The following is a 23,669-nucleotide window of genomic DNA, read 5'->3' on the forward strand; positions in this document are numbered from 1 at the left end:
CCCTGGCGCGTGATCGTGCACCACGTGCACCGACATTCACTCGGTGCACGTGGCTGGTTCGCTCGGTATTGCCGCCCACGTTAGAACTATCATGCTGCGCCAATCCTCCGATGCGCGAAGAAAACTTGGCGCGCGTTGTTCGCCGACGAAGGGAGCGAACATTTCCACTCCCCCCACTGGGTTCGGGTCAGGATTGAGTGAGTTTGGAGCGGAAGGTCATGCGAGCGAACAAGTCTTCGCCATCCTCGGCAATGCTTATGTCGCTCACTGCAACGATCTCTAGCACTTCATCGCCATCGACCATCAACACCTCGGCAGCCACAGGCACGAGCGTAGTTGCATAGCCATCGCGTGCCTTCTGCATTTCGTCCTCGATATGCTGCCAGGCGTTCGGATATCGCTGCTGTGCCTCGGTGGTTTGTAGCAGGCTCATGGCTTGCCTCCTCTCTGTCGTTCCAGTTGTTCGACGCGGTTGCGCAGTGCCGATACCTCGCGGCGCAAGGCGTTTAGCTCCACAGACACACGCTTCACCAGATCAACGAACTGATCGCGGGTCACTGCTGCGTCAGGACGGTGGCGCTCGGCATGCCGGCGTGTGGCTGCCAGTTCATCCATGGTCGTCCTCCTTGCCACGCACCTGCTGCTCAAGGCGTTCAATACGTGCAAGGTTCTGCGCCAGGCGCACGCGGTACTTGCGTAGCTCCTTGTATACGGCATTGAGCAAGTCCACGACCTCGCCCATCGTGGCCTGCTGTGTGCGCTCCTTGGGCGTGACGTGTATGCGCAGGTCAGCCATGGCCGCCTCCCTTCGCGCTGGCCTGCTGCTCAAGCTGGGCGACGCGTCGCTGTAACTCTTTGTTCGCCTTCACCAGCAGCGACATGAAGGAGAGGAAGTAGCCGATAGTCAGCGGCCGCCCGTGCATCTCCTTGGGCACACCGGCAATGATGTCCTCGAAGGACGTAGGTGCTTCGGTTTTTTCTCGGCTCATGGCGATCACCACTGCACGTCTTCGATCACGACCACGCCGGAGGCCCGCGTCACGTCAAAACCCAGCCAGCGGGTCACGAGCAATGCAGCGGAATCCGTCTGGAACAGGGACACCAGGTTCTGCGCGCCGTTGGCCGGGTCGGTCGCCAGTTGCAACGTCGCCTGGTCGCTGGCGTCCAGCATCGGGTCTTCCGCGTCGCCAGCAATGGCCGTGGCATCCAGCAGCACCGCCTTGCGGCCGTTGCTGTCGGCGGCCGGCACCTGGTCGCTGACCAGCACTGGCACGCCCGCCAACTCGCCACCGTTCGGCGTCATGGACGGGAACGCCTGCTCGCCGGTCGTGGTGGCCTTCGTCGCCAGCCGATTCGCGGTATGCACATCAACCACGAGGTACGGTTTCCCAGTTGCCGAGATGTTCACCGTCTCAAGCGCCGCACCAAGGTCAGCCAGGGGCGATGCCGAACCCGTCACCGACGATGCACCTGTGGCCACACGGGCGAGGAAGGCGGCGTTGGTGCCAGCCGCGACACCGTTACGCAGTTCCGTCGCCAGCAGGATGTTGCCGGCAGCCGTGGTGCCGTTAATCAGTTCTGACGTAAGGGCGACCAGCGCCTGCACCTTGAAGGGGTCAAGGTCTTGGCCATTGAACGCCAGGCTGCTGACGGGCGCGGGCGCGCCTTCGCCAACGACATGGCCTGCCGCCACCACCGTGGAAATGGCCAGGCGCTTCCGCAGCGGCACGCGACGCAGCACGTTGTCAGCGAGCAGGCGATCCAGCACGGACACGGCAGGAAGGGTTTCAACAAAGCCTGCGGCGACCAGGGCATGACCGACCAGGTTGCCCGCCCAGCCCGCATCCGCGACGCTGCCGGCCGACATGGCCGAGCGCAGCACGGTGGCCACGCGAAACCCGTTCGAGCTCTGGTCGGCGTACTGCGCAGCCAGGGACAGCCGGCCGCCCGCCTTGGCGAGGCACTTCGCCATCAACACATAGTCAGCCACTTGGGCACTTAGGATCATCGACATGGGAAACCTCCTTGGGTGTGACCACCGCACAACGCGATGGCGCAGCCCAAGGGTGTTGTCCTGGCCGAGATGGGCCTAGGTGAAAGCGTGATGGTTCGTGATGCCGCGCAACAGTCAGAAGACTGGTTGAGTTAGTCCGTGCTTGTTATCCCTGGAAGCCAAAAGACCGATAAGCGGCGTCGTCGTAAAACCCGAGGCCGCCGCCTCGCGGAAGCTTGTCGTGACTAAACTGACTGGTGGCATCCAGGAGTGCCTTCATATTGAAGGGGATGTGTATGACGCTAGCTGTTCCGTTGTTGATGCGGGAGGCTAGGGCCTGTGGCCAGTAGGAGCTGAAAGCACTGGGGACACGAATGGGAACAGACACTTCTGTATAAGCCGCGATGATGGGTATCCCGTATTCGTCAACCGCTTTAGCAATCTCAAAAGGAACCCAGTCAGTATCAAGGCGTGTCGTCTTGCCTAGAATAAGCACCATGTTCTTAGAGTTACGAAGTCGCTCTAACAACGACCTCCGCAGGGTTTCCCGTGAACTAGAGTCTCGGACAGCCGATACCTTTTCGTGGCTGTTAACCATAGTGAAGTCAATGTCCTTGTTCTCCGACCACGCCTTCATTAGGTTGTAGTAGTCGATATCGGAGTTGCCACCTGGAATATTGGTTCCGTTGGCATGAAAAGCGATGTATGTGCCATTCCGGTACGCCATTATTTTTCACTCCAGTATTTCTTGACATCTCGAAGATCTACATCGTCAAACCGATCGCGGTGAAGGACGATGCGAATCTTGCCCGTAACCTCTTTCTCTTTTGTCTTGGTGATCGCCGACAATATGAGGAGATTGAGTAGATCGCGGGTAGGTAACCCGATTCCAGAAAGGCCGCTGCCGACCAGTGGCAAATTAACCGGATGCCCTCCCGCCTCAATGCGTGCGCGCTCCCAGGCGGCACCGAGTGCTGACCACAGAAGGGTCACGTCCGAAGATGCCTTGCACGTTTGGGGGTCCGAGCGGGTGAGGGCAAAAAGTAGGTATACATCTTGATTTACGCCAATGATTGCTGTCGTGCCAATTGGATAGGCGTTCTTCTTGCCTGCCACCTTTTGCGTTGTAGTGAACGCGACCCCTTTAAGCTCTTTGTCGACAATCACGTCGAAAGATTCGGGGTGTCCTCCGAAGCAGCGCTTCAAGAAAATTCCGTGAAGGCTTTTATCCGAGACCGGCCTGCCAATCTCACTGTCGAAATAGTCATTAACAGCAATAAGCCGAACACCTTCCTGCTCAAACAGATCACCGAATAATATTTCCAAGCATGTATTCGAGTTTGGAATAGGTAGTGCAACGCGAGAAGGTTTTGAAATTCTTTCCAAACCGAGCACCACGCCCAGGATGACGATAATCGTCATGGGCAGTGGGCCTTCAATCTTTACCGTTGGTAGCAGGAACGTGACCGTTTTCGTCGCAGTGAAAATCAAGCTATAGGTTGTGAATACGCTCAGTGCCGCCTTTCGGGGTGACCTTTTGATCGCTCGCCATAGATCCTTTAACCAAGCCATAACTCACCTGTATTTTGTTCTTGTCTGCGATGCGGTCGCTTATCGCTCTTGATTGGTCTGTGAGGGAGAAGTGAACTTGATCGCCTCACCCTCAACCACAACGTGCCGGTCATTGTTGCTGCGGTCGCTGCGCACGATCACCGCATCCGCGCCAATCTCCGCTCCTGCTGCCTGTAGCTGCGGGATGGCGTCGCTAACCGTAGGGTCAGTCCAGCCGGGCTTGTAGCGGTTAGCGGAGACGATGCCGATGGAGGTGTACGCGCGCTGCGGCGGCGAGTAGAGGATTTGTACCTGGCTGGCGTTCGTCGGCGCGTAAGGCGTCGGCAGATTGCTATGTGCCTGGTACGTGCTGCACCCGGCGAGCGCGCCGACAAGCGCGATGCCCACAAGAATCTTCATGTTGTCCCCTGTTGCCGCCCTCATCGAAGGCATGCCGTAAGTATTCACCTATCAAGGGCCAGGTGCCACTAGGTGAAGGCGTGTAGAAAAAAAGCCCCCGCATATGCGAGGGCCTGGTCGCTACTTTTTCTTCGGTGGAGCCGGTGGCGGCCGGTTGTGCTCTTTCTCGGTCGTCTTCGGGTGCTTATCGGCGTACTTCTCGGTGACGAACTTTCCAGTGCCAGAATCACGGAAGTTCGGCGGCCCTTTCTTACTGGACATGACCTGTTCCTTTGCTTGCCCGGCATTGGGCGGCTCCATTATCCACGGCCATGTCTCACCCGTTGAGACAGTGCGAGCTTGCGCCCTTGCGCAGGGCCTCCACGGCGCGCTGCGCGGGCCTTGTAGCCACGGGCGCATGTTGCTGGTGCGGAAGGGCATGCGGGGCGCGTGGGCAGCGTGTGCGAGGCCACGCGAAATTCGTACACCAGTCGTACACAGCGAAAAACTGGCCTGGCGCTAGGCAAGAAAAAAGGGCTACGCTTTTCGGCGTAACCCTTTGTATTCATTGGCGGAGAGGGTGGGATTCGAACCCACGGTACGCTTACACGTACGCCTGATTTCGAGTCAGGTACATTCGACCACTCTGCCACCTCTCCGGTGCGGTGCATGGTGGCGCATGCGAGCCGGGAATCATACGCGAGCGAACTTGCCGTGACAACAACCGGGTCTTCCGGCATGCTGCAACGGCTCGCACCTACTGAAAGCCCATGATCGAATTCGGACACGGAACGCATGTCGGCCTGCGCCGCACGCGCAATGAGGATACTTATTACGCCGGTGCCTCGCTCGGCCTGTTCCTGGTGGCCGACGGCATGGGCGGGCACCAGCATGGCGAGGTGGCGTCGGCGCTGGTGCGGGATGCCGTCGTCGGCCTGGTCGGCCAGGGGCACAGCCTGATCGAGGCCGTGCACGGCGCTGCTGAGCGGTTGCTTGCGCACACCCGGCCTCGTTTCGATGTGTTGCCGATGGGCACCACCATCGCCGTGCTGCGGATCATCGGCGACGGTTACGAAGTCGCCTGGGTCGGCGACAGCCGGATCTACCAGTGGAAGAAGGAGCTGCGGCAGATCAGCCACGACCACTCGCTGGTGCAGACGCTGGTCGAGGCCGGCCAGCTCGACCCGGCGCAGGCCGCCCAGCATCCGCAGCGCAACGTGCTGACCCAGGCGCTGGGCGTGACCGCCATCGAGCAACTGCACATCGGCATGGCGCGTGGCCAGCTGGAACCGGGCATGGGTTTCCTGCTGTGCAGCGACGGCTTGACCGAGGGCGTCAGCGACGCCTCGATCGCGCGCACGGTGGCGCGGACCGACCTGGCCGCCCAGGAATGCGTGGATCAGCTGTTGTTGAGCGCTCTCGACAGTGGCGGTGACGACAACGTCACGGTGCTGATCGTGCGCTGCAGCTGAATCCGGTTTCCGGATTCCCCCTGCCGCAAAAAACAAGGGCCGCTTTCGCGGCCCTTGTGCTTCAGGCGTCGATCACGCCGTTCCGGCTTTCTTTTTCGCCAGCCGCAGCCAGGTGTCGACGACCGTGTCCGGGTTCAGCGATACCGACTCGATGCCCTGTTCCATCAGCCATTCGGCCAAGTCGGGATGGTCGCTGGGGCCCTGGCCGCAGATGCCGATGTACTTGCCCTTGGCGCGGGCGGTCTTGATCGCCATGGCCAGCAGCTTCTTCACCGCCGGGTCGCGCTCGTCGAACAGGCCGGCGACGATGCTGGAGTCGCGGTCGAGGCCCAGGGTGAGCTGGGTGAGGTCGTTCGAGCCGATCGAGAAGCCGTCGAAGATGTCGAGGAATTCATCCGCCATCAGGGCGTTCGACGGCACCTCGCACATCATGATGACCTTGAGCTCGTGCTCGCCCTGCTTGAGGCCGTTCTTCGCCAGTACCTCGATGACCTTGCGGCCTTCGCCGAGCGTGCGCACGAACGGGATCATCACCCATACGTTGGAGAGGCCCATCACTTCGCGCACCCGCTTGACCGCCTTGCACTCGAGGCCGAACGCCTCCTCGAAGCTCGGATCGACATAGCGGCTGGCGCCACGGAAGCCGATCATCGGGTTTTCTTCGTGCGGCTCGTAGCGCGAACCGCCGAGCAGGCCGGCGTACTCGTTGGACTTGAAGTCGGACAGGCGCACGATCACCGGCTTCGGGTAAACCGAGGCGGCGATGGTGGCGATGCCTTCGGCCAGGCGATCGACGTAGAACTCGACCGGGCCGGCGTAGCCGCTGATGCGCTCGTCGATCTTCGCCTTCGTTTCGGCATCCTGCTTGGCGTATTCCAGCAGCGCCTTCGGATGCACGCCGATGTGGCTGGCGATGATCATTTCCAGCCGGGCCAGGCCGATGCCGGCGTTCGGCAGCATGCCGAAGTCGAACGCGCGCTCGGGGTTGGCCACGTTCATCATGATCTTCAGCGGCGCTTCGGGCATGGCGCCCAGGTCGGCGGTGATCCGTTCGAACTTCAGGACGCCTTCGTAGATCGTGCCGGTATCGCCCTCGGCGCAGGACACGGTGACGTCGGCGCCGTCCGGAATCAGCTCCAGCGCATTGCCGGTGCCGACCACCGCCGGCACGCCCAGCTCGCGCGCGATGATCGCCGCGTGGCAGGTGCGGCCGCCGCGGTTGGTGACGATCGCCGAGGCGCGCTTCATCACCGGCTCCCAGTCGGGGTCGGTCATGTCCGCGATCAGCACGTCGCCGACCTGCACCTTGTTCATGTCGCTCAAGGAACGGATCACGCGGGCCTTGCCGGCACCGATCTTCTGGCCGATCGAACGGCCTTCGGCCAGTACCTTGCCCTTCTCGCTGAGGCTGAAGCGCTCCAGCTGGGTCGCATGCGAGCGCGACTTCACCGTTTCCGGGCGCGCCTGCACGATGTACAGCTTGCCGGTGTGGCCGTCCTTCGCCCATTCGATGTCCATCGGGCGGCCGTAATGCTTCTCGATGATCAGCGACTGGCGTGCGAGTTCCTGCACGTCATCGTCGCTGATGCAGAATGTGTTGCGCAGCTCGGCCGGGGTGTCCTCGGTCCTGACCCGTTCGCCGGGCGCGCTGGAATAGACCATGCGCAGCTGCTTGGCGCCGAGGTTGCGGCGCAGGACGGCTGGCTTGCCGTCGCGCAGGGTCGGCTTGAACACGTAGAACTCGTCCGGGTTGACCGCGCCCTGCACGACCATCTCGCCGAGACCGTACGAGCCGGTGACGAACACCACGTCGCGGAAGCCCGATTCGGTGTCCAGCGTGAACAGCACGCCGGCGGCGCCCACGTCCGAGCGCACCATCAGCTGCACGCCTGCGGAGAGGAACACGTCTTCGTGCTTGAAGCCCTGGTGGACTCGATAAGCAATGGCGCGATCGTTGTACAGCGAGGCGAAGACTTCCTTCACCTTGTGCAGCACGTCGTCGATGCCGACCACGTTGAGGAAGGTTTCCTGCTGGCCGGCGAACGAGGCATCCGGCAGATCCTCGGCGGTAGCCGACGAACGCACGGCCACTGCGACGTCGTCGGCGCCGGCGTCCTTGCACAACTTGATGTAGGCCCCGCGAATCGCCTGTTCGAGCTCGGCTGGCAGGGTGGTGTCGACGATCCAGCCGCGGATCTCCTTGCCGGCCGCCACCAGGGTATCGACGTCGTCGACGTCGAGTGTGGCCAGCCGATCCTGGATGCGCCTGGCCAAGCCGCTCTTTTCCAGATATTGCTGGAAGGCGCTGGCCGTGGTCGCGAAGCCGCCGGGCACGGAGACGCCGAGCTTGGCGAGGTTGCCGATCATCTCGCCGAGGGAGGCATTCTTGCCGCCGACCTTGCCCAGGTCGGTCATGCGCAGTTGGTCGAGCCAAAGCACCAGGTCGTTCAAGGGTGTCTCCTCAGGAAGCTCTGCAGGTAAGTGGAATGGGCGCGGCACGAAGGCCCGAAGCGGGTTGCAAAGAACTGGTATTGTCCGCTGCGGATGGTGCGCAGCACAAGAAGACCAATGCCGGAAGATGTCATTCCAACGGCATACCAGTCAGCTGGCGGTGGATTTCATGCTTGCGCTAAGGTGCAGGCAAATGCTTCCCCGCCATCAGGACCCTGTATGCAGCGAACGGTTTTTTTCATCTCCGATTCCACTGGTATCACCGCGGAGACGATCGGCAACAGCATCCTGGCGCAGTTCGAAGGCGTGCAGTTCGACAAGCATCGGCTGCCGTTCACCGACAACGCGCACAAGGCGGAAACCGCTGCGCTGCGGATCAAGACCAAGTACGCGCAAAGCGGGCAGCGGCCGATCGTGGTCAACACCATGGCCGACCGTGCGCTGTGCGAGATCGTGGCCGCCAGCGGCGCCCTGATGCTGGACGTGTTCGCGCCGTTCATCGGTCCGCTGGAGGACGAACTGGGAACCAAGCGCACCGGCCTGGTAAACCGCTCGCACGGCCTGGTCGATTTCGACAAGTACGAGGCGCGCATCAATGCGACCAACTACGCGCTCTCGCATGACGACGGCATCGATGTGAATTATGCCGAGGCCGACCTGATCCTGGTCGGCGTGTCGCGCTCCGGCAAGACGCCGACCTGCCTTTACATGGCCTTGCATTACGGCGTCAGCGCCGCCAACTATCCGCTGACCGACGAGGACCTCGAGAAGCTCGAACTGCCGGCGCGCCTGCGGCCGTACCGGGATCGGCTGTATGGACTGACCATCGATCCGGTTCGGCTGGCGCAGATCCGCGAACAGCGCCGCGCCGGCAGCCGCTACGCCACCTTGCAGCAGTGTCGCTGGGAGCTGGAGCAGGCCGACCGTCTGATGCGCCAGGCCAACATTCCCAGCCTCAACACCACGCACGTGTCGATCGAGGAGATCGCCAGCAAGATCTTCGACCGCTTCGGTATCGAGCGGACCATGTTCTGACTGATTGCCACCTGGAGTTTGCGCGCCCGCCATGAGCGTCGTACTGGACAACCGCAACAGCCTGCTGCCAGGACGCTTCGAGTTCCTGATGGGGCTGTATGCGGAAAACTACCACCGGCTGACGCGGCTGTTCGCGCCGCAGCAGCTGGCGCCGGGCCGGTATGTCTCCGACGTGGGCGACGGACTCGACGTGCACCTGCACGTGCAGGAGTGCCACCCGTACACGCTGGAGCTGGAGCTCACCTACGATTTCGTCGACGCGCATACCGGCCAGCGCGCGCCGTCGGCGCAGTTGCGCATGTATACCGATGCGCATGTGGCCGAGGCCTTGCACTGCCATCCCGGCCGGCACCTGTGGCAGGTGCTGGGGCCGTTCTCGCCGGCACACACCGTGTTCCAGCATCGCCTGCGCATGAACGGATTCCTGTCGCGCTGGCTGGAGTACCTGGCGGAGCAGGGACATTCCATCGGCACGCTGGAACCGCAAACGGGACAATCGGAAAGCGGCGGCCTCGTTTGAAAGTGCGGCCAGGGGATGGCCGCTTTTTGACTTTCTCGCGCTCAGGGATGAGCGCACAAGTACGTCACAGCAAAAAGCCCGCGCAAGGCGGGCTTTTTGCTTGAATAGTGGCGGAGTGGACGGGACTCGAACCCGCGACCTCCGGCGTGACAGGCCAGCATTCTAACCAACTGAACTACCACTCCGCATTTGCAACAGCTTCCAGCTTCTGCGAGCCAACTTGGCGTCCCCACGGGGATTCGAACCCCGGTCGCCACCGTGAAAGGGTGATGTCCTAGGCCTCTAGACGATGGGGACGGATTAAGTTGGTGGAGCCAGGCGGGATCGAACCGCCGACCTCCTGCATGCCATGCAGGCGCTCTCCCAGCTGAGCTATGGCCCCGCCGCTGGAAGCCGAGAAGAATAGGTGCGGGCCACATATCCGTCAAGCTTTTTTTCAGCATCCCGGCGAGGGAATCGTCCGTCGCCACCACCTTGTTCGATGACCGGCCGAGTACCGCCGTGCTTCGTTTAAGCTGCAGCGACTCGCGTCGTTTTGAAGAATTGACGAATGCACGAAATCGGCTTCATTCGTGACCTTGCCGTGGTGATGATCGTGGCGGGCGCCACCACGATCCTGTTCCAGCGGATGCGGCAGCCGGTGCTGGTGGGCTACATCCTGGCCGGCGTGCTGATCGGACCCCACACGCCGGGCGTGCTGGTAGGCGATCCGCGCGCGATCGACGACATCTCCAATCTCGGCGTGGTGTTGCTGATGTTCACGCTGGGCCTCGAATTCAGCGTGCGCAAGCTGCGCGGGGTCGGCATCGGCGTGCTGGCCGTGGCCGTGGCCGAAGTCGGGCTGATGCTGTGGATCGGCTACGGCATCGGCGGCCTGTTCGGCTGGACCGGCATGGACGCACTTTTCCTTGGCGCGATCATCTCGCTCTCGTCCACGATGGTGGCCACCCGCACGCTGGCGGAGGGCGGACAGCGGCATCAACCGTTTGCCCGACTGGTGGTAGGGCTGCTGGTGGCCGAGGACATGCTTGCCATCGTCATGCTGACCTTGCTCACGGCAGTGGCGCTCGGCGGCTCGGTACAGGCGGAGACCGCGTTCACCCTGGTCGGCCACCTGGGCCTGTTCGTCATCGTCGGGATGATCCTGGGCCTGCTGCTGCTGCCGCGGCTGGTGGATTACGTGGCTGGCTTCGACCGCGACGAAACGCTGCTGGTCAGCGTGCTCGGCATCTGTTTCGGCGCCAGCCTGTTCGCGGCCTGGATGGGGTTCAGCGTGGCGCTGGGCGCCTTCCTGGCGGGCGCGGTGGTGGCCGAGTCGCGCAGCGTGGGGCGCGTGCTGCACCTGGTGGAACCGCTGCGCGACATGTTCGCGGCGCTGTTCTTCGTGGCGATCGGCCTGAAGATCGATCCGGCGATGTTGCTTCAGTACACACTGCCGGCGCTGCTCATCGCGGCGGTCGTCATCGTCGGCAAGACGCTGGCGTGCAGCCTGGGTATCTTCGTTGTCGGGCACGACGCACGCACGGCGCTGCGTTCGGGGCTGGGCATGGCGCAGATCGGCGAGTTCTCGTTCGTCATCGCCACGCTCGGGCTTTCGCTTGGCGTGATCAGCGATTTCATCTATCCGATTGCGGTGGCGGTCTCGGTGCTGTGCATGGCCGCATCGCCATACATGAATCGTTCAGCCGACGGGTTGGCGAATGGCCTGCGCCGGGTGACGCCGCGCTCATTGAGGTTGCTGGCGACCAGCTACAGCGGTTGGCTGGAAAACCTCAAGCCGGTCAACGAAAACGCGGCGATAGCCGCCATGTTCCGGCGCCTGCTGTGGCATATCGGCATCAACGTCCTGCTGGTGGTGGCGCTGTTCGTCATCGGTGCCTACATCAATGCGCACAACTGGAGCTGGTTCTCGATGCTCGGCATCGACCGGGACCTGCGCCATACGCTGATCTGGGCCGGTGCGCTGTTCCTGTCCCTGCCGATGCTGATCGCGGTCTACCGCAAGGCCGAGGCGCTGGGCATGCTGTTGGCGGAGATCGGCATACGCGAGCGGTTTGCCGGTTCGTATACCCAGGCCATCCGCAACGTGCTGGCCAGGGTCATCCCGCTGGCGACGCTGCTTGCGCTGGCGCTGCTGGTGAGTGCGCTCAGTTCGGCGATCCTGCCGCCACGCGGTATCGCGCTGTCCCTGGTCGTGCTGGGCGTGGTGGTGGCGGTGGTGCTGTGGCGCGGCCTGGTAAGGATGCATGCGCGTCTGCAGGCGGCGCTGAAGGAGACCCTGGAAAAGCCCGGCCCCTCCGGGGGCGGCGCGGGCTGATGGGCAGGGGGCGGGACCCCGGGAAGGTAGTGAACCTTTATCCCGAGTGACGGTCTGATCCCCGAATCGTTGCCAAGATCGGACAAGCACCGCACAATGCGTGGCCTGCCTCCATCGGGGGGGCCCGGCCGGCAACGTCGGCATATCCATACATGAGGGAGTTACGAATGAAGCACTTTCTGCGTCCCACGCTGACGGCGGTCGCGATGGCCGTTGCGCTGGGCATGACGGCCGGCGTTGCCGCTCAGACCGCCGGCGCTGCCGGTACCGTCGACAAGGCGAAGGCCAGCTATGTTGTGGGTTGGGAGATTGCTTCCCAGGTTCCGCCGATCATGCGTGATGAGCTGGATCCGAATGCGGTGGCGAATGCGGTGAAGGCGGCGTTGTCCGGCCAGAAACCGACCATGAGCGAGGCCGAGGCCAAGCAGGTGCATGAAGCCTTCATGGCCAAGATCCAGGCCAAGTACCAGGCCGAGATGACCAAGCTGGCGGCCAAGAACAAGGCCGAAGGCGACGCCTTCCTGGCCAAGAACAAGACCGCGCCGGGCGTGAAGACGACCGCGTCGGGCCTGCAGTACCAGGTGATCAGCCAGGGTACGGGCGCCCGCCCGGGTCCGAACGATACCGTCGAGATCAACTACACCGGTACCTTCGTCGATGGCCAGGTGTTCGATGCCTCCGCCAAGCACAATCCGCCGGGTGCGGCCAAGATTCCGCTGGCCGGCGTGATTCCGGGCTTCCGCGAAGGCCTGCAGCTGATGCAGGTGGGCGGCCATTACAAGCTGTTCATCCCGGCGGCGCTGGCCTATGGCGCCGAGCCGCAGCCGCCGATGCCGCCGAATGCCACGCTGATCTTCGACGTGACCCTGGTCAAGACCGGCCCGACGCCGGCAGGTGCGGCTCCGGCCGGCAAGTAATCAGAGGTCTATCGCCGTTTGCGGCGGTGACGAACCGGAAGGGCGCGAAGCGATTCGCGCCCTTCTGTTTTTCCGTCGATGACGGCGCGGTGCTGTGGTGCGCGTTCGAGCGGCTAGAATAGACGGCTCAGTTTTAAGGGATCGCTGCAACGATGATGAAAGTCACCATTTTCGGTACCGGCTACGTCGGCCTGGTCACCGGTGCCTGCCTGGCCGAGATGGGCAACCATGTGCTTTGCGTCGACATCGACGCGGGCAAGGTCGAGCGCCTGAAGCGCGGCGAGATTCCGATCTACGAGCCGGGGCTGGAGTCGATCGTGCAGCGCAACCATGCCAGCGGCCGGCTCGACTTCACCACCGAAGCGGCGCCGGCGATCGCGCATGGCGAGCTGATCTTCATCGCTGTCGGCACCCCGCCGGACGAGGACGGCAGTGCCGACCTGCAGTACGTACAGAAAGTGGCCAGCACGATCGGCCGGCACCTGGACCGCTACGCGGTGGTGGTGAACAAGTCGACCGTGCCGGTGGGTACCGCCGATCGCGTGCGCGAGGCCGTCGCGGCCGAGCTGGCGGCGCGCCAGGCCACGGTGGAGTTCGACGTGGTGTCGAACCCGGAGTTCCTGAAGGAAGGCGCGGCGGTGGAAGACTGCCTGCGCCCCGATCGCATCATCGTGGGAGCTTCCAGCGCGCGTGCGGTGGCGTTGCTGCGCAAGCTGTATGCACCGTTCAACCGCAATCACGACCGCATGGTGGTGATGGACGAGCGCTCGGCCGAGCTGACCAAGTACGCCGCCAACGCGATGCTGGCGACCAAGATCAGCTTCATGAACGAGATCGCGAACATCGCCGAGCGGGTGGGTGCCGACGTGGAGCTGGTGCGTCAGGGCATCGGCTCGGACCCGCGCATCGGCTACAGCTTCATCTATCCGGGTGCCGGTTACGGCGGTTCGTGCTTCCCCAAGGACGTGCAGGCGCTGGAGCGCATCGCGCACGCCCACGGCTACGAGGCGCGCCTGCTCGGTGCGGTCGAAGCGGTCAACCGGCAGCAGAAGAGCAAGCTGTTCGAGCTCATCTCGCGCCACCTCGACGGCAAGTTGGCGGGCAGGACGGTGGCGCTGTGGGGGCTGGCATTCAAGCCGAATACCGACGACATGCGCGAAGCCTCCAGCCGGCGCCTGATGGAACAACTGTGGGATGCCGGCGCGAAGGTTCGCGCGTTCGATCCGGAGGCGCGCGAGGAAACGCAGCGGCTGTACGGCGACCGCGACGACCTGGTGCTGTGCGAGCAGGCCATGGATGTCCTGCAGGGCGCCGACGTGCTGGCCGTGGTCACCGAGTGGAAAACGTTCCGCAGCCCGGATTTCGCGGCGATCCGCGCCGCGCTGGCCGTGCCGGCGGTCTTCGACGGGCGCAACCTGTACGACCCGGCGGTGGTGGAGGAGGCGGGCCTGGCCTACTACGGCATCGGCCGCGGCCGCAGCCTGCAAGCATCGCGATGAACGACTCGAACGACACGCTTGCCCGGCGGCTCGACGAGATGGAGGTCAAGCTGACCTTCATCGATGAGGCGGTGCAGGCGCTGACCGCGGCGGATGCCGACCAGTCGCAGCGGATCGCCGCGCTGGAGCGTGCACTGCGCGACCTGCGCGGCGAGATGGCGTCGATGCGCATCGCCCAGGGCGACGATCCGCACGACGAACCGCCGCCGCCGCACTACTGATCCGAACCCATCCAACCTGTCGATTCCGGAACACCCGCATGGCCGATTCCCTGCGCGATCAACTGCTCAAGAGCGGTATCGTCAAACAGGTCCAACAGGACCGGGCGCGCGAGCCGAAGCGTCCGGCGCCGCCGCCGTCCGGCAAGCCCGCACGCAAGGGCGGCAAGCCGCACGCCGCGTCGCCCGCCGCACGGCCGTCGGGGCAGAGCCAGCAGGACATCGACCTGGCCAAGGCGTATGCGTTGCGCGCGCAAACCGAAGCGCGCGAACGCCAGCGGGCCGAGCAGGAGGCCGCCGAACAGGCCAGGCTGCGGCGCGAGCGCAAGCAGAAGATCCAGCAGCTGCTCGACGGCAAGGCGTTGAACAAGGCCGATGCCGACCAGCCGCGCAATTTCGAATTCGGCGGCAAGATCCGCCGCGTGCACGTGGATGCCGCGCAACTGGCGGCACTCAATGCCGGCGAACTGGGCGTGGTGCAGCAGGGCGGTCGTTATCTCCTGGTAAGCCGCGACATCGCCGAGCAGGTGCGCGACATCGATCCGCATCAGCTGGCGTTGCTGGTGGATCCGAATGCCGCTGGCGTGGGCGATGACGGCGTGCCCGATGACCTGATGTGGTGATGTCGACCCGCATCGACGAAAACGCCCGGCGGTGCCGGGCGTTTTCGTTACGGCAGCCGCGAACCGGTCAGTTGACGGAAGCGGCCGGCAACTCGAAACCGCTCTGCGCCAGCGCCGGAAAATCCCAGCCGTTCTTCGGCTTGAACCGATCGCCGTAACGCTGCGCCAGCTGTTCGAGCCTGGCCTTGAGCTTGTCGACGCCTTCGCTGCGCGCATACTGGATCGGGCCGCCCCGGAACGGCGCGAAGCCGGTGCCGAAGATCACCCCGGCGTCGAGCAGGTCGGCGTCGTCGACCACACCGTCGGCAAGGCAGGCGATCGCCTCGTTGACCATCGGCAGGACCATGCGTTCCTGCAGGTCCGGTGGCGTTACATAATCCTTGTCGATCTCGGGCTTCTGCGGCTTGCCGTCCTGCCACACGTACAGGCCCTGGCCATCCTTCTTGCCGCGCTTGCCCGCCGCGAGTTTTTCGTCCAGCCCCGGCGGCACTTCCAGCCCCAGGAACGGCGCCAGCTCCTTGCCGACCGAGGCGCAGACGTCCAGGCCCACGGTGTCGGCCAGCTCGATCGGGCCCATCGGCATGCCGAACTTCTTCGCCTCGCGATCCAGCACCGGGCCGGGCACGCCTTCGCTGAATAGCCGCATGGCTTCCAGCAGATATGGCATCAGGATGCGGTTGACCAGGAAGCCCGGCGTGCCCTTGACCGCCACCGGCAGCTTGCCGATCGCCTTGCAGAACGCCAGCGCGCGTTTCTCGATCGCCGGGTCGAGCCGGTCGTGGCGCACCACCTCGACCAGCGGCATCTGCGCCACCGGGTTGAAGAAATGCAGGCCGAGGAAGCGCTGCGGCGCGGCAAGATTCTTGCGCAGCTCGTCGAGCGGGATGCTGGAGGTGTTGCTGGCGAGGATTTCGTCGGCCTGGAACTGCGGCTCGATGCCGGCGTACAGCGCTTCCTTCGCTTCGGCGTTCTCGTAGATCGCCTCGATCGCCAGATCGGCCGAGGCCACGCCGCTACCCTCGACGTCCGCGCGCAGGCGACGCATGGTGGCTTCGACCTTTTCCGGTGTCTTCAGTTTCTTCTCGTACAGTGCTCGGGCGCGATCCAGCGCGGGCTGGATGAATTTCATCTCGCGGTCCTGCAGGGTCACGTCGAAGCCCTTGAACGCGGCCCATGCGGCGATGTCGCCGCCCATCACGCCGGCGCCGACCACGTGCACGTGCCTGATCGCCGGGTCGGTGCCGCCGCCCTGGCCCTTCAGCCGTTCCTGCAGGAAGAAGATGCGGATCAGGTTCTGCGCGGTCGGCGTCGTCGCCAGCTTCGCCACCGACCGTGCCTCGATCTTCAGCCGCTGCTGGATGTTGGAGCCGCCGCGCTTCCACACGTCGATCATCGCGAATGGAGCGGGGTAATGTTCCTTGCGCACCTTCGCGGCGGTCTGCCTGAACACCATCGGCGCCAGGATCTGCCGCGCCAGCCAGGTATTGCTGGCCCAGGCCTTGGCGCGCCGCGCGAGCGGGCGTGCCGCAGCGTGGCGCAACAGCAGTCGCGCCTCGGCCAGCAATTCGTCGGGGCGGGCCAGCCGATCGACCACGCCCAGGCCCAGCGCGCGTTTCGCCGACAGCGACTTGCCGGTCAGCATCAGCGGCAGCGCCTCGGTGGCGCCGATCAGGCGCGGCAGGCGTGCGGTGCCGCCCCAGCCGGGATGGATGCCCAGCATCACTTCGGGCAGCGCGATGCGGGTCTTGTCATCGTCGGCGGCGATGCGCTGGCGACAGGCAAGGATCAGCTCGGTCCCGCCGCCCATGCAGGCGCCGTGCACGGCGGCCACGGTGGGGCAGGGCAGCCGCGCCAGCGCCTCGTAGACGCGCTGGCCGTGCTCGATGTTCTCCAGCACGGTGTCCTGCTTCGCGTACTCGATGAATTCCTTCACGTCGGCACCGACGGCAAACCCGGAAGACTTGGCCGAATGGACGATGACGCCAGCCGGTTTGTCGATCGCCATCCGCTCGACGATCTGCTCGAGTTCGTCCAGCACCGCACGGGAGATGGCGTTGACGCTGCTGTTGGCCCGGTCGAGGGTCAACGTGACAACGCCATCGTCGCCTTCGCTGGTCTTCCAGTGGTTGAAACGCAATCCTTCGAACATGGGAGTACAGGCGTGGTGGTGGTGGCCTGAACCATACCGTTCTGCCGCCTTGATTGCGAGATGTGACGTGCTTGCTTGACCGTGCAGGGGCGCCGGTGTGAAATCAGGCCTTATTCGGAAAACCGCCTGCCGTGGCTGGCCAGGCGGGGCATCCGGGGCGGCCATGCTGCGGCACCGCCTGCGTACTGGACAATGGAACGATCCACCTTGATTCAATGGGTCTCGCGGCGGCCGGATACCGCCCGGTCAACCACCCGGGCAGTCGCTGGCGGGCCGACTTCACCATCGCACTATCGCCGATACAACAGAACGGGGACGCAATGACTTCAGCAATGGCCTCCGTTCCGCCGCAAGCCGGCACCGAGATTTTCGAGCGGATACTGGCGGCGCCGAGCGGCCTCGTGGTGCTGGACAGCAAGGACGTCCATGCCCTGATCGACCAGTTCCGCGCGATTGCCCGGCATACCGGCCAGGCGGTGTACCTGTGGCAACCCGATACCGGCCTGGGCAGCCTGCGCGACGCACAGGTGCGCGTACCGGACTGCCAGCGTCTGGGCAACGCGCTGCGCTACATGCAGCAGAGCATGCATTTCGGCGTGTACTTCCTGCTCGGGCTGGAGCTGCCATTGTCGGCGATGGACGCCACCTTGCTGCGTCAGCTCGCCCGCGCGCCCAAGGGGCATCTGCGTCGCGTGGTGCTGATCGACGCGCCGGTGGCGCTGGCCGAGCATCTGGGCGAGCTGGCGGTGCACCTGGGCAGCGAGGACAGCCAGCCGCGGCGCTTGCGCCTGCGCGATGGCCGGTGGCTGGTCTGAGATAAGGCATGCACATGAATTCCGGCATCCTGGTGGTCGCAGCCCAGCGCGAATTGCGCCGCAGCCTGTTCGATGCGCTCGACCAGGCGGGCTATCCGCAGATCCACAGCGCGCGCGACGTATCCCACGCGGCGATCCTGCTGGAGGGGCGCGAGGCTCTGCCCCCGCTGCAGCTGATCGTGGCGGTGCTGGCCGGCGACGAGCAGCAGGCACGCGCCTGCTGCGAGCAGTTGCGCCGCTTGCCGGGCGGCGCCGACACGCCGCTGATCCTGGTGCTGGCCGAGGAAGCCAAGCTCGCCCCCACCGACCTGCCGCCGGGGATCACCGACTGGCTTTCCGCCAGCCAGATCGGCAGCGAACTGGTGCCGCGCTGGCGGCGCTCGCTGGCCGGCCAGCGTCCGCGCAAGTTGGTTGCCGCGGCAGACAGCAGCGCGCATGAGGATTATCGCTACGTGTTCGAGGAAGGCGACAGCGAATGGCTGATCGCCGACGCGCAGACCGGGCGCCTGCTCGAAGTCAGTCCCACCGTGGCCAGGCACAGCCGCATGCACGCCGGCCAGTGGGAAGGGTTGCCGCTGGCCGACGTGCTGCGTTTCGAGGGCATCGCGATCAGCCAGGTGCTGGCCGAGGCCAATCGCAACTGGTATCCCTGCCAGCGCAAGTCGGCGCAGGGCGCCGATACCGGCCAGGCCAGCGTGCGGCGCATCCGGCATGCCGGGCACGAGGCACTGGCGTTGATGTTCCGCAGCGACCGCGCCGACCTGCGGGCCGAGGCCGCGCTGTCGCTGCTGTCGCGCATCTTCGCCTCGACCAGCGGGGTCGACGCGCAGACCGCGTCCGGCCGCCTGCTGTTCGACGAGCTGGGCCTGGATTACCTCGCCGTCTGGTCGGCGCGCCAGGACGGCGCCGACGCGCCGACCCAGATGCTGCAGTTATGGAGCGGCGACGACCTGCAGTGGCCGCCGGCGCAACTGCAGAGTTCGCTGCAGCTGGTGCTGGGCGGCAAGCCGATCCTGTACCGCAACGACGCGAAGCGGCTGGCGCCGATCGACCCGCTGTTGCAGCAGCTCGACCTGGCCGGTTTCGCCGGCCTGCCGCTGCACGACGAACGCCACACCGTGCTCGGCGCCATGCTGGCCGGCAGCCGCCGCGGTTTCGGCGAGATGGGCATCATCGAGCCGGTGCTGCGTTGTGCCGCGGCCCGCTTCGCGCAGATGCTGGAACTGGGCCGCACCCGTGAACAGGGCCGTGCCGAGGGCCTGGTCGACGCGCTGACCGGCCTGCCGAACCGGCTGCTGTTCAACGACCGGCTGGACACGATCATCCGCGAGGCGACCCGCAACGGCGAGTGCTTCGCCGTGCTGTTCGTCGACCTGGACCGCTTCAAGGCGATCAACGACACCTACGGCCATGCCGCCGGCGACCAGGTGCTGCGCACGGTCACCCAGCGCCTGTGCGGCAGCATCCGCGCCTCCGACACGGTGGCGCGCTATGCCGGCGACGAGTTCACTGTCGTGCTGCGCCACATCGTGAAGAACGACGACGTGCTGCGCGTGGCCGAGAAGATCGTGCAGGTGATGGAGACGCCGCTGTATCTGGAGGACGGCACCGAACTGCAGGTGACCGCGTCGATGGGCTTGAGCTTTTTCCCCGACGACGCGGGCGACGCGCAGACCCTGCTCAAGCATGCCGACGAGGCGATGTATGCGGCCAAGCACCAGGGCCGCAACACCTTCCAGATCTACGAGGTGAGCCCGGAGTACGCCCAGCAACACGGCATGGCGCTGAAGACGCGCCTGCGCCACGCCGAGGGCAATGGCGAACTGCGCGTGGTCTACCAGCCGCAGGTCAATACCGAGACCGAAGACATCGTGGGCATGGAGGCGCTGGTGCGCTGGGAGCATCCCGAGCTGGGCATGATCAGCCCGGCGGTGTTCATCCCGCTGGCCGAGGAGACCGGCCTGATCGTCTCGATCGGCGAGTGGGTGATGCGCACCGCCTGCCGCCAGGCGAAGGAATGGGAGCAGCGCTACAGCCTGCGCCTGCGCCTGGGCGTGAACCTGTCCGCGGTGCAGCTGATGGAGCCGCAACTGCTGGATACCGTGGCGACCGTGCTGCGCGAAACCGGGCTGGATCCCACCTTGCTGGAGATGGAGGTCACCGAAAGCATCAGCATCAAGGAGGCGCCGAACCTGGTCGAGAACCTGCATGCGCTGCACAGGCTGGGCTGCCATATCGCGATCGACGATTTCGGCACCGGTGCGGCTTCGCTGGACTACCTGCGCCGGCTGCCGGCCGACCGCATCAAGATCGACCAGAGCTTCGTGCGCAACATCGGGGTGGACCCCGACGACGAGGCGATCGTGCGCGCCACCATCGAGATGGCGCATCGGCTGAAACGCGCGGTGGTGGCGGAAGGCGTGGAGATCGAACAGCACCTGCAGTTCCTGCGCCAGCACGGTTGCGACGAATTGCAGGGCTACCTGTTCTGCCGTCCGCTGCAGCCGATCAGCTTCGACAAGCTGCTGGCCGAACGGCAGCGCCTGCTGGAGGGACGGGTGGCCGAACCGGCTTGAGCCGGTGGCCGACGTCCCCATAACTGGTCCTGGCCCGTCGCGGGCTCGGGGCGCCTGGCCAGACATGACAACCAGCCGACAGGCCGTGCGTTATGGTGGAGGCGGTACCCTGTGCATACTGAACTGAACTCGGGCGTCGGACCGCGGTCTGAGCGCCGCGTTCAGTTCAAAAACGAAGCTCCCGCAGCGGAAGACGGCATTGACGACGGATACGGCCCGGATGGGCGAAAATGAACTGGACCGTGCACTGGTCGAGCGTGTCCAGCGAGGAGACAAGCGGGCCTTCGACCTGTTGGTGCGCAAGTATCAGCACAAGGTGATCGGGCTGGTCTCGCGCTATGTGAGGAGCCATGCCGAGTGCGAGGACATCGCACAGGAATCGTTCATTCGCGCGTGGCGGGCGATCGGCTCGTTCCGCGGCGACAGCGCGTTCTACACCTGGCTGTACAAGATCGCGGTGAACACCGCCAAGAACCACCTGGTGGCGATGGGCCGGCGCCCGCCGTCCGGCGACATCGACGCCGATGACGCCGAGTTCATGGCCGGCGCCGAGCGCATGCACGACAGCGCCACGCCCGAGCGCGAACTGATGCGCCAGGAAATTGAACAATCCGTGTTTTCCACTGTCCAAGCGTTGCCCGAGGAGCTGCGGACCGCCATTACGCTGCGCGAGGTGGACGGCCTCAGCTACGATGAAATCGCCGAAGCGATGGGCTGCCCGATCGGTACGGTGCGTTCGCGCATCTTCCGGGCGCGCGAGGCGATCGACGAGAAGCTGCGGCCCCTGTTGTCGGACCGCGAGGATCAGACATGAATCAGGCAGGCACGAATCAGGACACCCGGGAAAGCCTTTCCGCGGGCATCGATGGCGAGTTGTCGAAGGAGCAGCTGCGTTTCCTGCTGCGCCGGCTCGACCACGATGCCTCGCTGCAGCAGGCCTGGACCCGTTATCACATCGCCCGCGACGGCCTGCGCCGGCAGTTGCCGCCGATGGCGCAGCCCGGTTTTGCCGCGCGGGTGATGCTGGCGATCGAGCAGGAGTCGAAGCCCGCGGTGGCGTCGACCCGTCGCAACCACTGGCTGCGCTGGTCCACCGGCGGTGCCATTGCCGCCAGCGTCGCCGCCGCTGCCCTGATGATCGGGCAGCCGACCGGTGATGCCGAGCGCGTGGCCGCCTCGACCGCCCAGCAGGCCAGTGCGGTCACCACCGCTGCGCCGGCGAACAAATCGGTCGCCCCCGCCGCCGTGCCGCCATGGCTGAGCGGCAACTCCGCCGGATTGCTCAGCCAGCAGGCCTCGGCCACCTTCGGTGCGTCGTTTGGCCAGGGCCAGTCGACCTATGCGCGGCGCCTGTCGGACTACCCGTCGATGCCTCGTTACCGGACGCTCGACAACAACGACGGCAGCTACCTGCTGCTGCTCGACCCGGAGCAGCGGATGGCGCCGGATACCTCGCGCCGAGCTTCCGCCGTCGCGCAATAAGGCGAGTCCGCGTGTGATTGCCCGCGGCTCGTCCTCATTGTTGTTCTCAGCTTTACCGACCCGCCGCATGGGCCGGCGGGCAACGCATGCCCGCATCGGCCGCACAGCAACTCTGGCCACCAACCCGTTCGAAGCCTACCGACCGGAAACAACCAAGGAGGAGTCATGAATCATTCCATCTTGCGCAGCCTGGCGTGCTGTGCGCTGCTGGGCATCGCCGGTGCCGGTACGGTGCAGGCGCAAACACCGGGCGTGGCGGCGCTGCCGGATTTCACCGGGATCGTGCAGAAGAACGCGCCGGCCGTGGTGCACGTCGAAGCCCGCTACAACGGCGAGCGGCAGGGTGACAGTCGCAGTACGCGCGGGCAGATGATGCCCGGACAGGGCATGCCGGACGATCCGCAGGCCGAGATCCTGCGACGCTTCTTCGGCATGCCGATGATGCCGTCGCCACAGGAGCAGAAACGGACTTCGCTCGGCTCGGGCTTCATCATTTCCAACGATGGCTACATCCTCACCAACAACCATGTGGTCGACCACGCCGACAAGGTGACCGTGCGCCTGCAGGACCGGCGCACGCTGACCGCCAAGGTGATCGGCACCGATCCGACTTATGACATCGCCCTGCTCAAGGTCGATGCCGGCGGCAACCTGCCGGCGGTGAGCATCGGCGATTCGCGCAGCCTCAAGCCGGGCCAGTGGGTGCTGGCGATCGGTTCGCCGTTCGGTTTCGACTACACCGTGACGCAGGGCATCGTCAGTGCGGTGGGCCGCAACCTGGGCCAGCGCGACCAGCCGTATACCTCGTTCATCCAGACCGACGTGCCGATCAACCGCGGCAATTCCGGCGGTCCGCTGTTCGACCTGCAGGGCCGCGTGGTCGGCATCAATTCGCAGATCTATTCCAACACCGGCGACTACCTCGGCGTGTCGTTCTCGATCCCGATCGACGTGGCGATGAACGCCGTGCAGCAGCTCAAGAGCAAGGGCTACGTCTCGCGCGGCATGCTTGGCGTGACCATGCAGCCGGTCGACGACGACATCGTCAAGGCCTTCCATCTCGAGAACGGCGCGGGCGCCGCGGTGGTCGACGTCAGCCCCGACAGCGGTGCGGCGAAGGCCGGCATCCAGCCCGGCGACATCATCCTGGCCTACGACGGGCAGCCCCTGCAGCAGGCGGCGGACCTGCCGCCGCTGGTGGGCATGACCAAGCCGGGCAGCAAGGTGCCGGTGGAGATCCTGCGCAACGGCAAGAGGCAGACGCTGGATGTCACCATCAGCGAAGCCTCGCGCGACAAGAGCGCGGTGAACAGCCAGGGCGCCACGTCCCCGTCGAGCCGCAGCGGCACGGCCGCACTGGGCCTGACCGTGCAGTCGATCGACAGCGATACCCGCAAGCAACTGGGGCTGAAGCCGGGGCAGGGTGTGGTGATCGGCGACATCACCGGCCCGGTGGCGGCACAGGCTGGCCTGCGCGCCGGCGACGTGATCACCATGGTCAACCAGCAGAAGATCGGCAGCGTGGCCGAGTTCGAGGCGGCGACGAAGAACGTGAAGGCCGGCAGCACGGTACTGTTGCTGGTGCGCCGCGGCGATCAGAGCAGCTTCGTCGGCCTCACGGTACCGGATGACAAGTAAGCCGGTCGCGGCGC

General features: G+C 64.9%; 24 protein-coding genes and 4 tRNA genes. 13 read left to right on the forward strand and 15 right to left on the reverse strand.

The window, feature by feature from the left end; translation table 11 throughout:
- Positions 1-187 precede the first annotated feature (187 nt).
- The 10 genes from KK131_RS13565 to KK131_RS13610 form a co-directional block, all read right to left on the reverse strand.
- Positions 188-433: a hypothetical protein gene (locus tag KK131_RS13565; RefSeq protein WP_214557237.1), complete on the reverse strand. Its 246-nt coding sequence runs from the start codon at positions 431-433 to the stop codon at positions 188-190.
- Positions 430-615, reverse strand: a complete 186-nt coding sequence (locus tag KK131_RS13570; protein WP_214557238.1) for a hypothetical protein — start codon at positions 613-615, stop codon at positions 430-432. The genes KK131_RS13565 and KK131_RS13570 overlap by 4 nt, the downstream gene beginning before the upstream one ends.
- Positions 608-796 carry a hypothetical protein gene (locus KK131_RS13575; protein WP_214557239.1) on the reverse strand — a complete coding sequence of 63 codons (189 nt, stop codon included), beginning with the start codon at positions 794-796 and terminating at the stop codon, positions 608-610. Before KK131_RS13575 ends, KK131_RS13570 begins: the two co-directional genes overlap by 8 nt.
- Positions 789-989, reverse strand: a complete 201-nt coding sequence (locus tag KK131_RS13580) for a hypothetical protein (RefSeq protein WP_214557240.1) — start codon at positions 987-989, stop codon at positions 789-791. The genes KK131_RS13575 and KK131_RS13580 overlap by 8 nt, the downstream gene beginning before the upstream one ends.
- A gap of 5 nt (positions 990-994) precedes the next feature.
- Complete coding sequence (locus KK131_RS13585; protein WP_214557241.1) at positions 995-2,014, reverse strand: phage major capsid protein; 1,020 nt, start codon at positions 2,012-2,014, stop codon at positions 995-997.
- Positions 2,015-2,159: 145 nt separating this feature from the next.
- Positions 2,160-2,720: a TIR domain-containing protein gene (locus tag KK131_RS13590; RefSeq protein ID WP_214557242.1), complete on the reverse strand. Its 561-nt coding sequence runs from the start codon at positions 2,718-2,720 to the stop codon at positions 2,160-2,162.
- Entirely contained in the window at positions 2,720-3,415 is a 696-nt protein-coding gene (locus KK131_RS13595) for a macro domain-containing protein (protein WP_214557243.1), read from the reverse strand. Before KK131_RS13595 ends, KK131_RS13590 begins: the two co-directional genes overlap by 1 nt.
- Positions 3,416-3,604: 189 nt before the next feature.
- Positions 3,605-3,964, reverse strand: coding sequence for a hypothetical protein (locus tag KK131_RS13600; protein WP_214557244.1), 360 nt, complete (start codon positions 3,962-3,964; stop codon positions 3,605-3,607).
- 120 nt (positions 3,965-4,084) lie between these two features.
- The gene (locus tag KK131_RS13605; RefSeq protein ID WP_214557245.1) at positions 4,085-4,225 is read right to left on the reverse strand and encodes a hypothetical protein; all 141 of its coding nucleotides are present in this window, start codon (positions 4,223-4,225) and stop codon (positions 4,085-4,087) included.
- Positions 4,226-4,512: 287 nt separating this feature from the next.
- Positions 4,513-4,602: transfer RNA gene (locus KK131_RS13610), tRNA-Ser, on the reverse strand.
- Positions 4,603-4,713: 111 nt separating this feature from the next.
- Here KK131_RS13610 and KK131_RS13615 point away from each other — a divergent pair.
- Positions 4,714-5,415, forward strand: coding sequence for a protein phosphatase 2C domain-containing protein (locus tag KK131_RS13615; RefSeq protein WP_214557246.1), 702 nt, complete (start codon positions 4,714-4,716; stop codon positions 5,413-5,415).
- Between the two features lie 72 nt (positions 5,416-5,487).
- Here the strand turns inward: KK131_RS13615 and ppsA are convergent, their stop codons facing one another.
- Complete coding sequence (gene ppsA / locus KK131_RS13620; protein WP_214557247.1) at positions 5,488-7,866, reverse strand: phosphoenolpyruvate synthase; 2,379 nt, start codon at positions 7,864-7,866, stop codon at positions 5,488-5,490.
- A gap of 219 nt (positions 7,867-8,085) precedes the next feature.
- Here ppsA and KK131_RS13625 point away from each other — a divergent pair, with 219 nt between their 5' ends.
- A complete protein-coding gene (locus tag KK131_RS13625; protein WP_214557248.1) occupies positions 8,086-8,901 on the forward strand; it encodes a pyruvate, water dikinase regulatory protein in 816 nt (271 codons plus the stop codon).
- A gap of 31 nt (positions 8,902-8,932) precedes the next feature.
- Positions 8,933-9,421: a DUF1249 domain-containing protein gene (locus KK131_RS13630; protein WP_214557249.1), complete on the forward strand. Its 489-nt coding sequence runs from the start codon at positions 8,933-8,935 to the stop codon at positions 9,419-9,421.
- 108 nt (positions 9,422-9,529) lie between these two features.
- Here KK131_RS13630 and KK131_RS13635 read toward each other — a convergent pair.
- From KK131_RS13635 to KK131_RS13645, 3 genes are all read right to left on the reverse strand, one after another.
- Positions 9,530-9,606, reverse strand: a tRNA-Asp gene (locus KK131_RS13635).
- A 36-nt stretch (positions 9,607-9,642) separates the two neighbouring features.
- A tRNA-Glu gene (locus tag KK131_RS13640) sits at positions 9,643-9,718 on the reverse strand.
- Between the two features lie 9 nt (positions 9,719-9,727).
- Positions 9,728-9,803, reverse strand: a tRNA-Ala gene (locus KK131_RS13645).
- Positions 9,804-9,971: 168 nt separating this feature from the next.
- On the opposite strand from KK131_RS13645, the gene KK131_RS13650 reads away from it, so the two are divergent.
- The 5 genes from KK131_RS13650 (at position 9,972) to KK131_RS13670 (ending at position 14,995) form a co-directional block, all read left to right on the forward strand.
- Positions 9,972-11,738 carry a cation:proton antiporter gene (locus KK131_RS13650; protein WP_214557250.1) on the forward strand — a complete coding sequence of 589 codons (1,767 nt, stop codon included), beginning with the start codon at positions 9,972-9,974 and terminating at the stop codon, positions 11,736-11,738.
- A 167-nt stretch (positions 11,739-11,905) separates the two neighbouring features.
- On the forward strand, positions 11,906-12,655 hold the full coding sequence (locus KK131_RS13655; RefSeq protein ID WP_214557251.1) for an FKBP-type peptidyl-prolyl cis-trans isomerase: 750 nt from the start codon (positions 11,906-11,908) through the stop codon (positions 12,653-12,655).
- A 155-nt stretch (positions 12,656-12,810) separates the two neighbouring features.
- Positions 12,811-14,154, forward strand: a complete 1,344-nt coding sequence (locus KK131_RS13660; RefSeq protein WP_214557398.1) for a UDP-glucose/GDP-mannose dehydrogenase family protein — start codon at positions 12,811-12,813, stop codon at positions 14,152-14,154.
- A complete protein-coding gene (locus KK131_RS13665) occupies positions 14,151-14,375 on the forward strand; it encodes a SlyX family protein (protein WP_214557252.1) in 225 nt (74 codons plus the stop codon). Before KK131_RS13660 ends, KK131_RS13665 begins: the two co-directional genes overlap by 4 nt.
- Before the next feature lie 38 nt (positions 14,376-14,413).
- Positions 14,414-14,995 carry a DUF2058 family protein gene (locus KK131_RS13670; protein ID WP_214557253.1) on the forward strand — a complete coding sequence of 194 codons (582 nt, stop codon included), beginning with the start codon at positions 14,414-14,416 and terminating at the stop codon, positions 14,993-14,995.
- A gap of 67 nt (positions 14,996-15,062) precedes the next feature.
- Here the strand turns inward: KK131_RS13670 and KK131_RS13675 are convergent, their stop codons facing one another.
- A complete protein-coding gene (locus KK131_RS13675; protein WP_214557254.1) occupies positions 15,063-17,144 on the reverse strand; it encodes a 3-hydroxyacyl-CoA dehydrogenase NAD-binding domain-containing protein in 2,082 nt (693 codons plus the stop codon).
- Positions 17,145-17,464: 320 nt separating this feature from the next.
- Here KK131_RS13675 and KK131_RS13680 point away from each other — a divergent pair, with 320 nt between their 5' ends.
- From KK131_RS13680 to KK131_RS13700, 5 genes are all read left to right on the forward strand, one after another.
- Complete coding sequence (locus KK131_RS13680) at positions 17,465-17,959, forward strand: hypothetical protein (protein WP_214557255.1); 495 nt, start codon at positions 17,465-17,467, stop codon at positions 17,957-17,959.
- A 14-nt stretch (positions 17,960-17,973) separates the two neighbouring features.
- Complete coding sequence (locus tag KK131_RS13685; RefSeq protein ID WP_214557256.1) at positions 17,974-20,535, forward strand: bifunctional diguanylate cyclase/phosphodiesterase; 2,562 nt, start codon at positions 17,974-17,976, stop codon at positions 20,533-20,535.
- 220 nt (positions 20,536-20,755) lie between these two features.
- Positions 20,756-21,349 (forward strand): RNA polymerase sigma factor RpoE, encoded by a 594-nt coding sequence (gene rpoE, locus KK131_RS13690; protein ID WP_214557257.1) that lies wholly within the window; start codon positions 20,756-20,758, stop codon positions 21,347-21,349.
- Positions 21,346-22,017, forward strand: a complete 672-nt coding sequence (locus KK131_RS13695; RefSeq protein WP_214557258.1) for a sigma-E factor negative regulatory protein — start codon at positions 21,346-21,348, stop codon at positions 22,015-22,017. Before rpoE ends, KK131_RS13695 begins: the two co-directional genes overlap by 4 nt.
- A 165-nt stretch (positions 22,018-22,182) precedes the next feature.
- Entirely contained in the window at positions 22,183-23,655 is a 1,473-nt protein-coding gene (locus KK131_RS13700) for a DegQ family serine endoprotease (RefSeq protein ID WP_214557259.1), read from the forward strand.
- Positions 23,656-23,669: the final 14 nt, after the last annotated feature.

The organism is Rhodanobacter sp. LX-99, from assembly GCF_018599185.1.
GTDB lineage: Bacteria > Pseudomonadota > Gammaproteobacteria > Xanthomonadales > Rhodanobacteraceae > Rhodanobacter.

Excerpts from the sequence above, each read along its gene's own strand:
- KK131_RS13680 (WP_214557255.1), top strand. The coding sequence starts at position 17,465 with ATGACTTCAGCAATGGCCTCCGTTCCGCCGCAAGCCGGCACCGAGATT.
- rpoE (WP_214557257.1), top strand. The coding sequence starts at position 20,756 with ATGGGCGAAAATGAACTGGACCGTGCACTGGTCGAGCGTGTCCAGCGA.
- KK131_RS13585 (WP_214557241.1), bottom strand. The coding sequence starts at position 2,014 with ATGTCGATGATCCTAAGTGCCCAAGTGGCTGACTATGTGTTGATGGCG.
- KK131_RS13630 (WP_214557249.1), top strand. The coding sequence starts at position 8,933 with ATGAGCGTCGTACTGGACAACCGCAACAGCCTGCTGCCAGGACGCTTC.
- KK131_RS13655 (WP_214557251.1), top strand. The coding sequence starts at position 11,906 with ATGAAGCACTTTCTGCGTCCCACGCTGACGGCGGTCGCGATGGCCGTT.
- KK131_RS13595 (WP_214557243.1), bottom strand. The coding sequence starts at position 3,415 with ATGACGATTATCGTCATCCTGGGCGTGGTGCTCGGTTTGGAAAGAATT.
- KK131_RS13575 (WP_214557239.1), bottom strand. The coding sequence starts at position 796 with ATGGCTGACCTGCGCATACACGTCACGCCCAAGGAGCGCACACAGCAG.
- KK131_RS13660 (WP_214557398.1), top strand. The coding sequence starts at position 12,811 with ATGAAAGTCACCATTTTCGGTACCGGCTACGTCGGCCTGGTCACCGGT.
- KK131_RS13685 (WP_214557256.1), top strand. The coding sequence starts at position 17,974 with ATGAATTCCGGCATCCTGGTGGTCGCAGCCCAGCGCGAATTGCGCCGC.
- KK131_RS13670 (WP_214557253.1), top strand. The coding sequence starts at position 14,414 with ATGGCCGATTCCCTGCGCGATCAACTGCTCAAGAGCGGTATCGTCAAA.
- KK131_RS13700 (WP_214557259.1), top strand. The coding sequence starts at position 22,183 with ATGAATCATTCCATCTTGCGCAGCCTGGCGTGCTGTGCGCTGCTGGGC.
- KK131_RS13565 (WP_214557237.1), bottom strand. The coding sequence starts at position 433 with ATGAGCCTGCTACAAACCACCGAGGCACAGCAGCGATATCCGAACGCC.
- KK131_RS13605 (WP_214557245.1), bottom strand. The coding sequence starts at position 4,225 with ATGTCCAGTAAGAAAGGGCCGCCGAACTTCCGTGATTCTGGCACTGGA.
- KK131_RS13650 (WP_214557250.1), top strand. The coding sequence starts at position 9,972 with ATGCACGAAATCGGCTTCATTCGTGACCTTGCCGTGGTGATGATCGTG.
- KK131_RS13625 (WP_214557248.1), top strand. The coding sequence starts at position 8,086 with ATGCAGCGAACGGTTTTTTTCATCTCCGATTCCACTGGTATCACCGCG.
- KK131_RS13675 (WP_214557254.1), bottom strand. The coding sequence starts at position 17,144 with ATGTTCGAAGGATTGCGTTTCAACCACTGGAAGACCAGCGAAGGCGAC.
- KK131_RS13665 (WP_214557252.1), top strand. The coding sequence starts at position 14,151 with ATGAACGACTCGAACGACACGCTTGCCCGGCGGCTCGACGAGATGGAG.
- KK131_RS13570 (WP_214557238.1), bottom strand. The coding sequence starts at position 615 with ATGGATGAACTGGCAGCCACACGCCGGCATGCCGAGCGCCACCGTCCT.
- KK131_RS13695 (WP_214557258.1), top strand. The coding sequence starts at position 21,346 with ATGAATCAGGCAGGCACGAATCAGGACACCCGGGAAAGCCTTTCCGCG.
- KK131_RS13580 (WP_214557240.1), bottom strand. The coding sequence starts at position 989 with ATGAGCCGAGAAAAAACCGAAGCACCTACGTCCTTCGAGGACATCATT.
- KK131_RS13615 (WP_214557246.1), top strand. The coding sequence starts at position 4,714 with ATGATCGAATTCGGACACGGAACGCATGTCGGCCTGCGCCGCACGCGC.
- KK131_RS13590 (WP_214557242.1), bottom strand. The coding sequence starts at position 2,720 with ATGGCGTACCGGAATGGCACATACATCGCTTTTCATGCCAACGGAACC.
- KK131_RS13600 (WP_214557244.1), bottom strand. The coding sequence starts at position 3,964 with ATGAAGATTCTTGTGGGCATCGCGCTTGTCGGCGCGCTCGCCGGGTGC.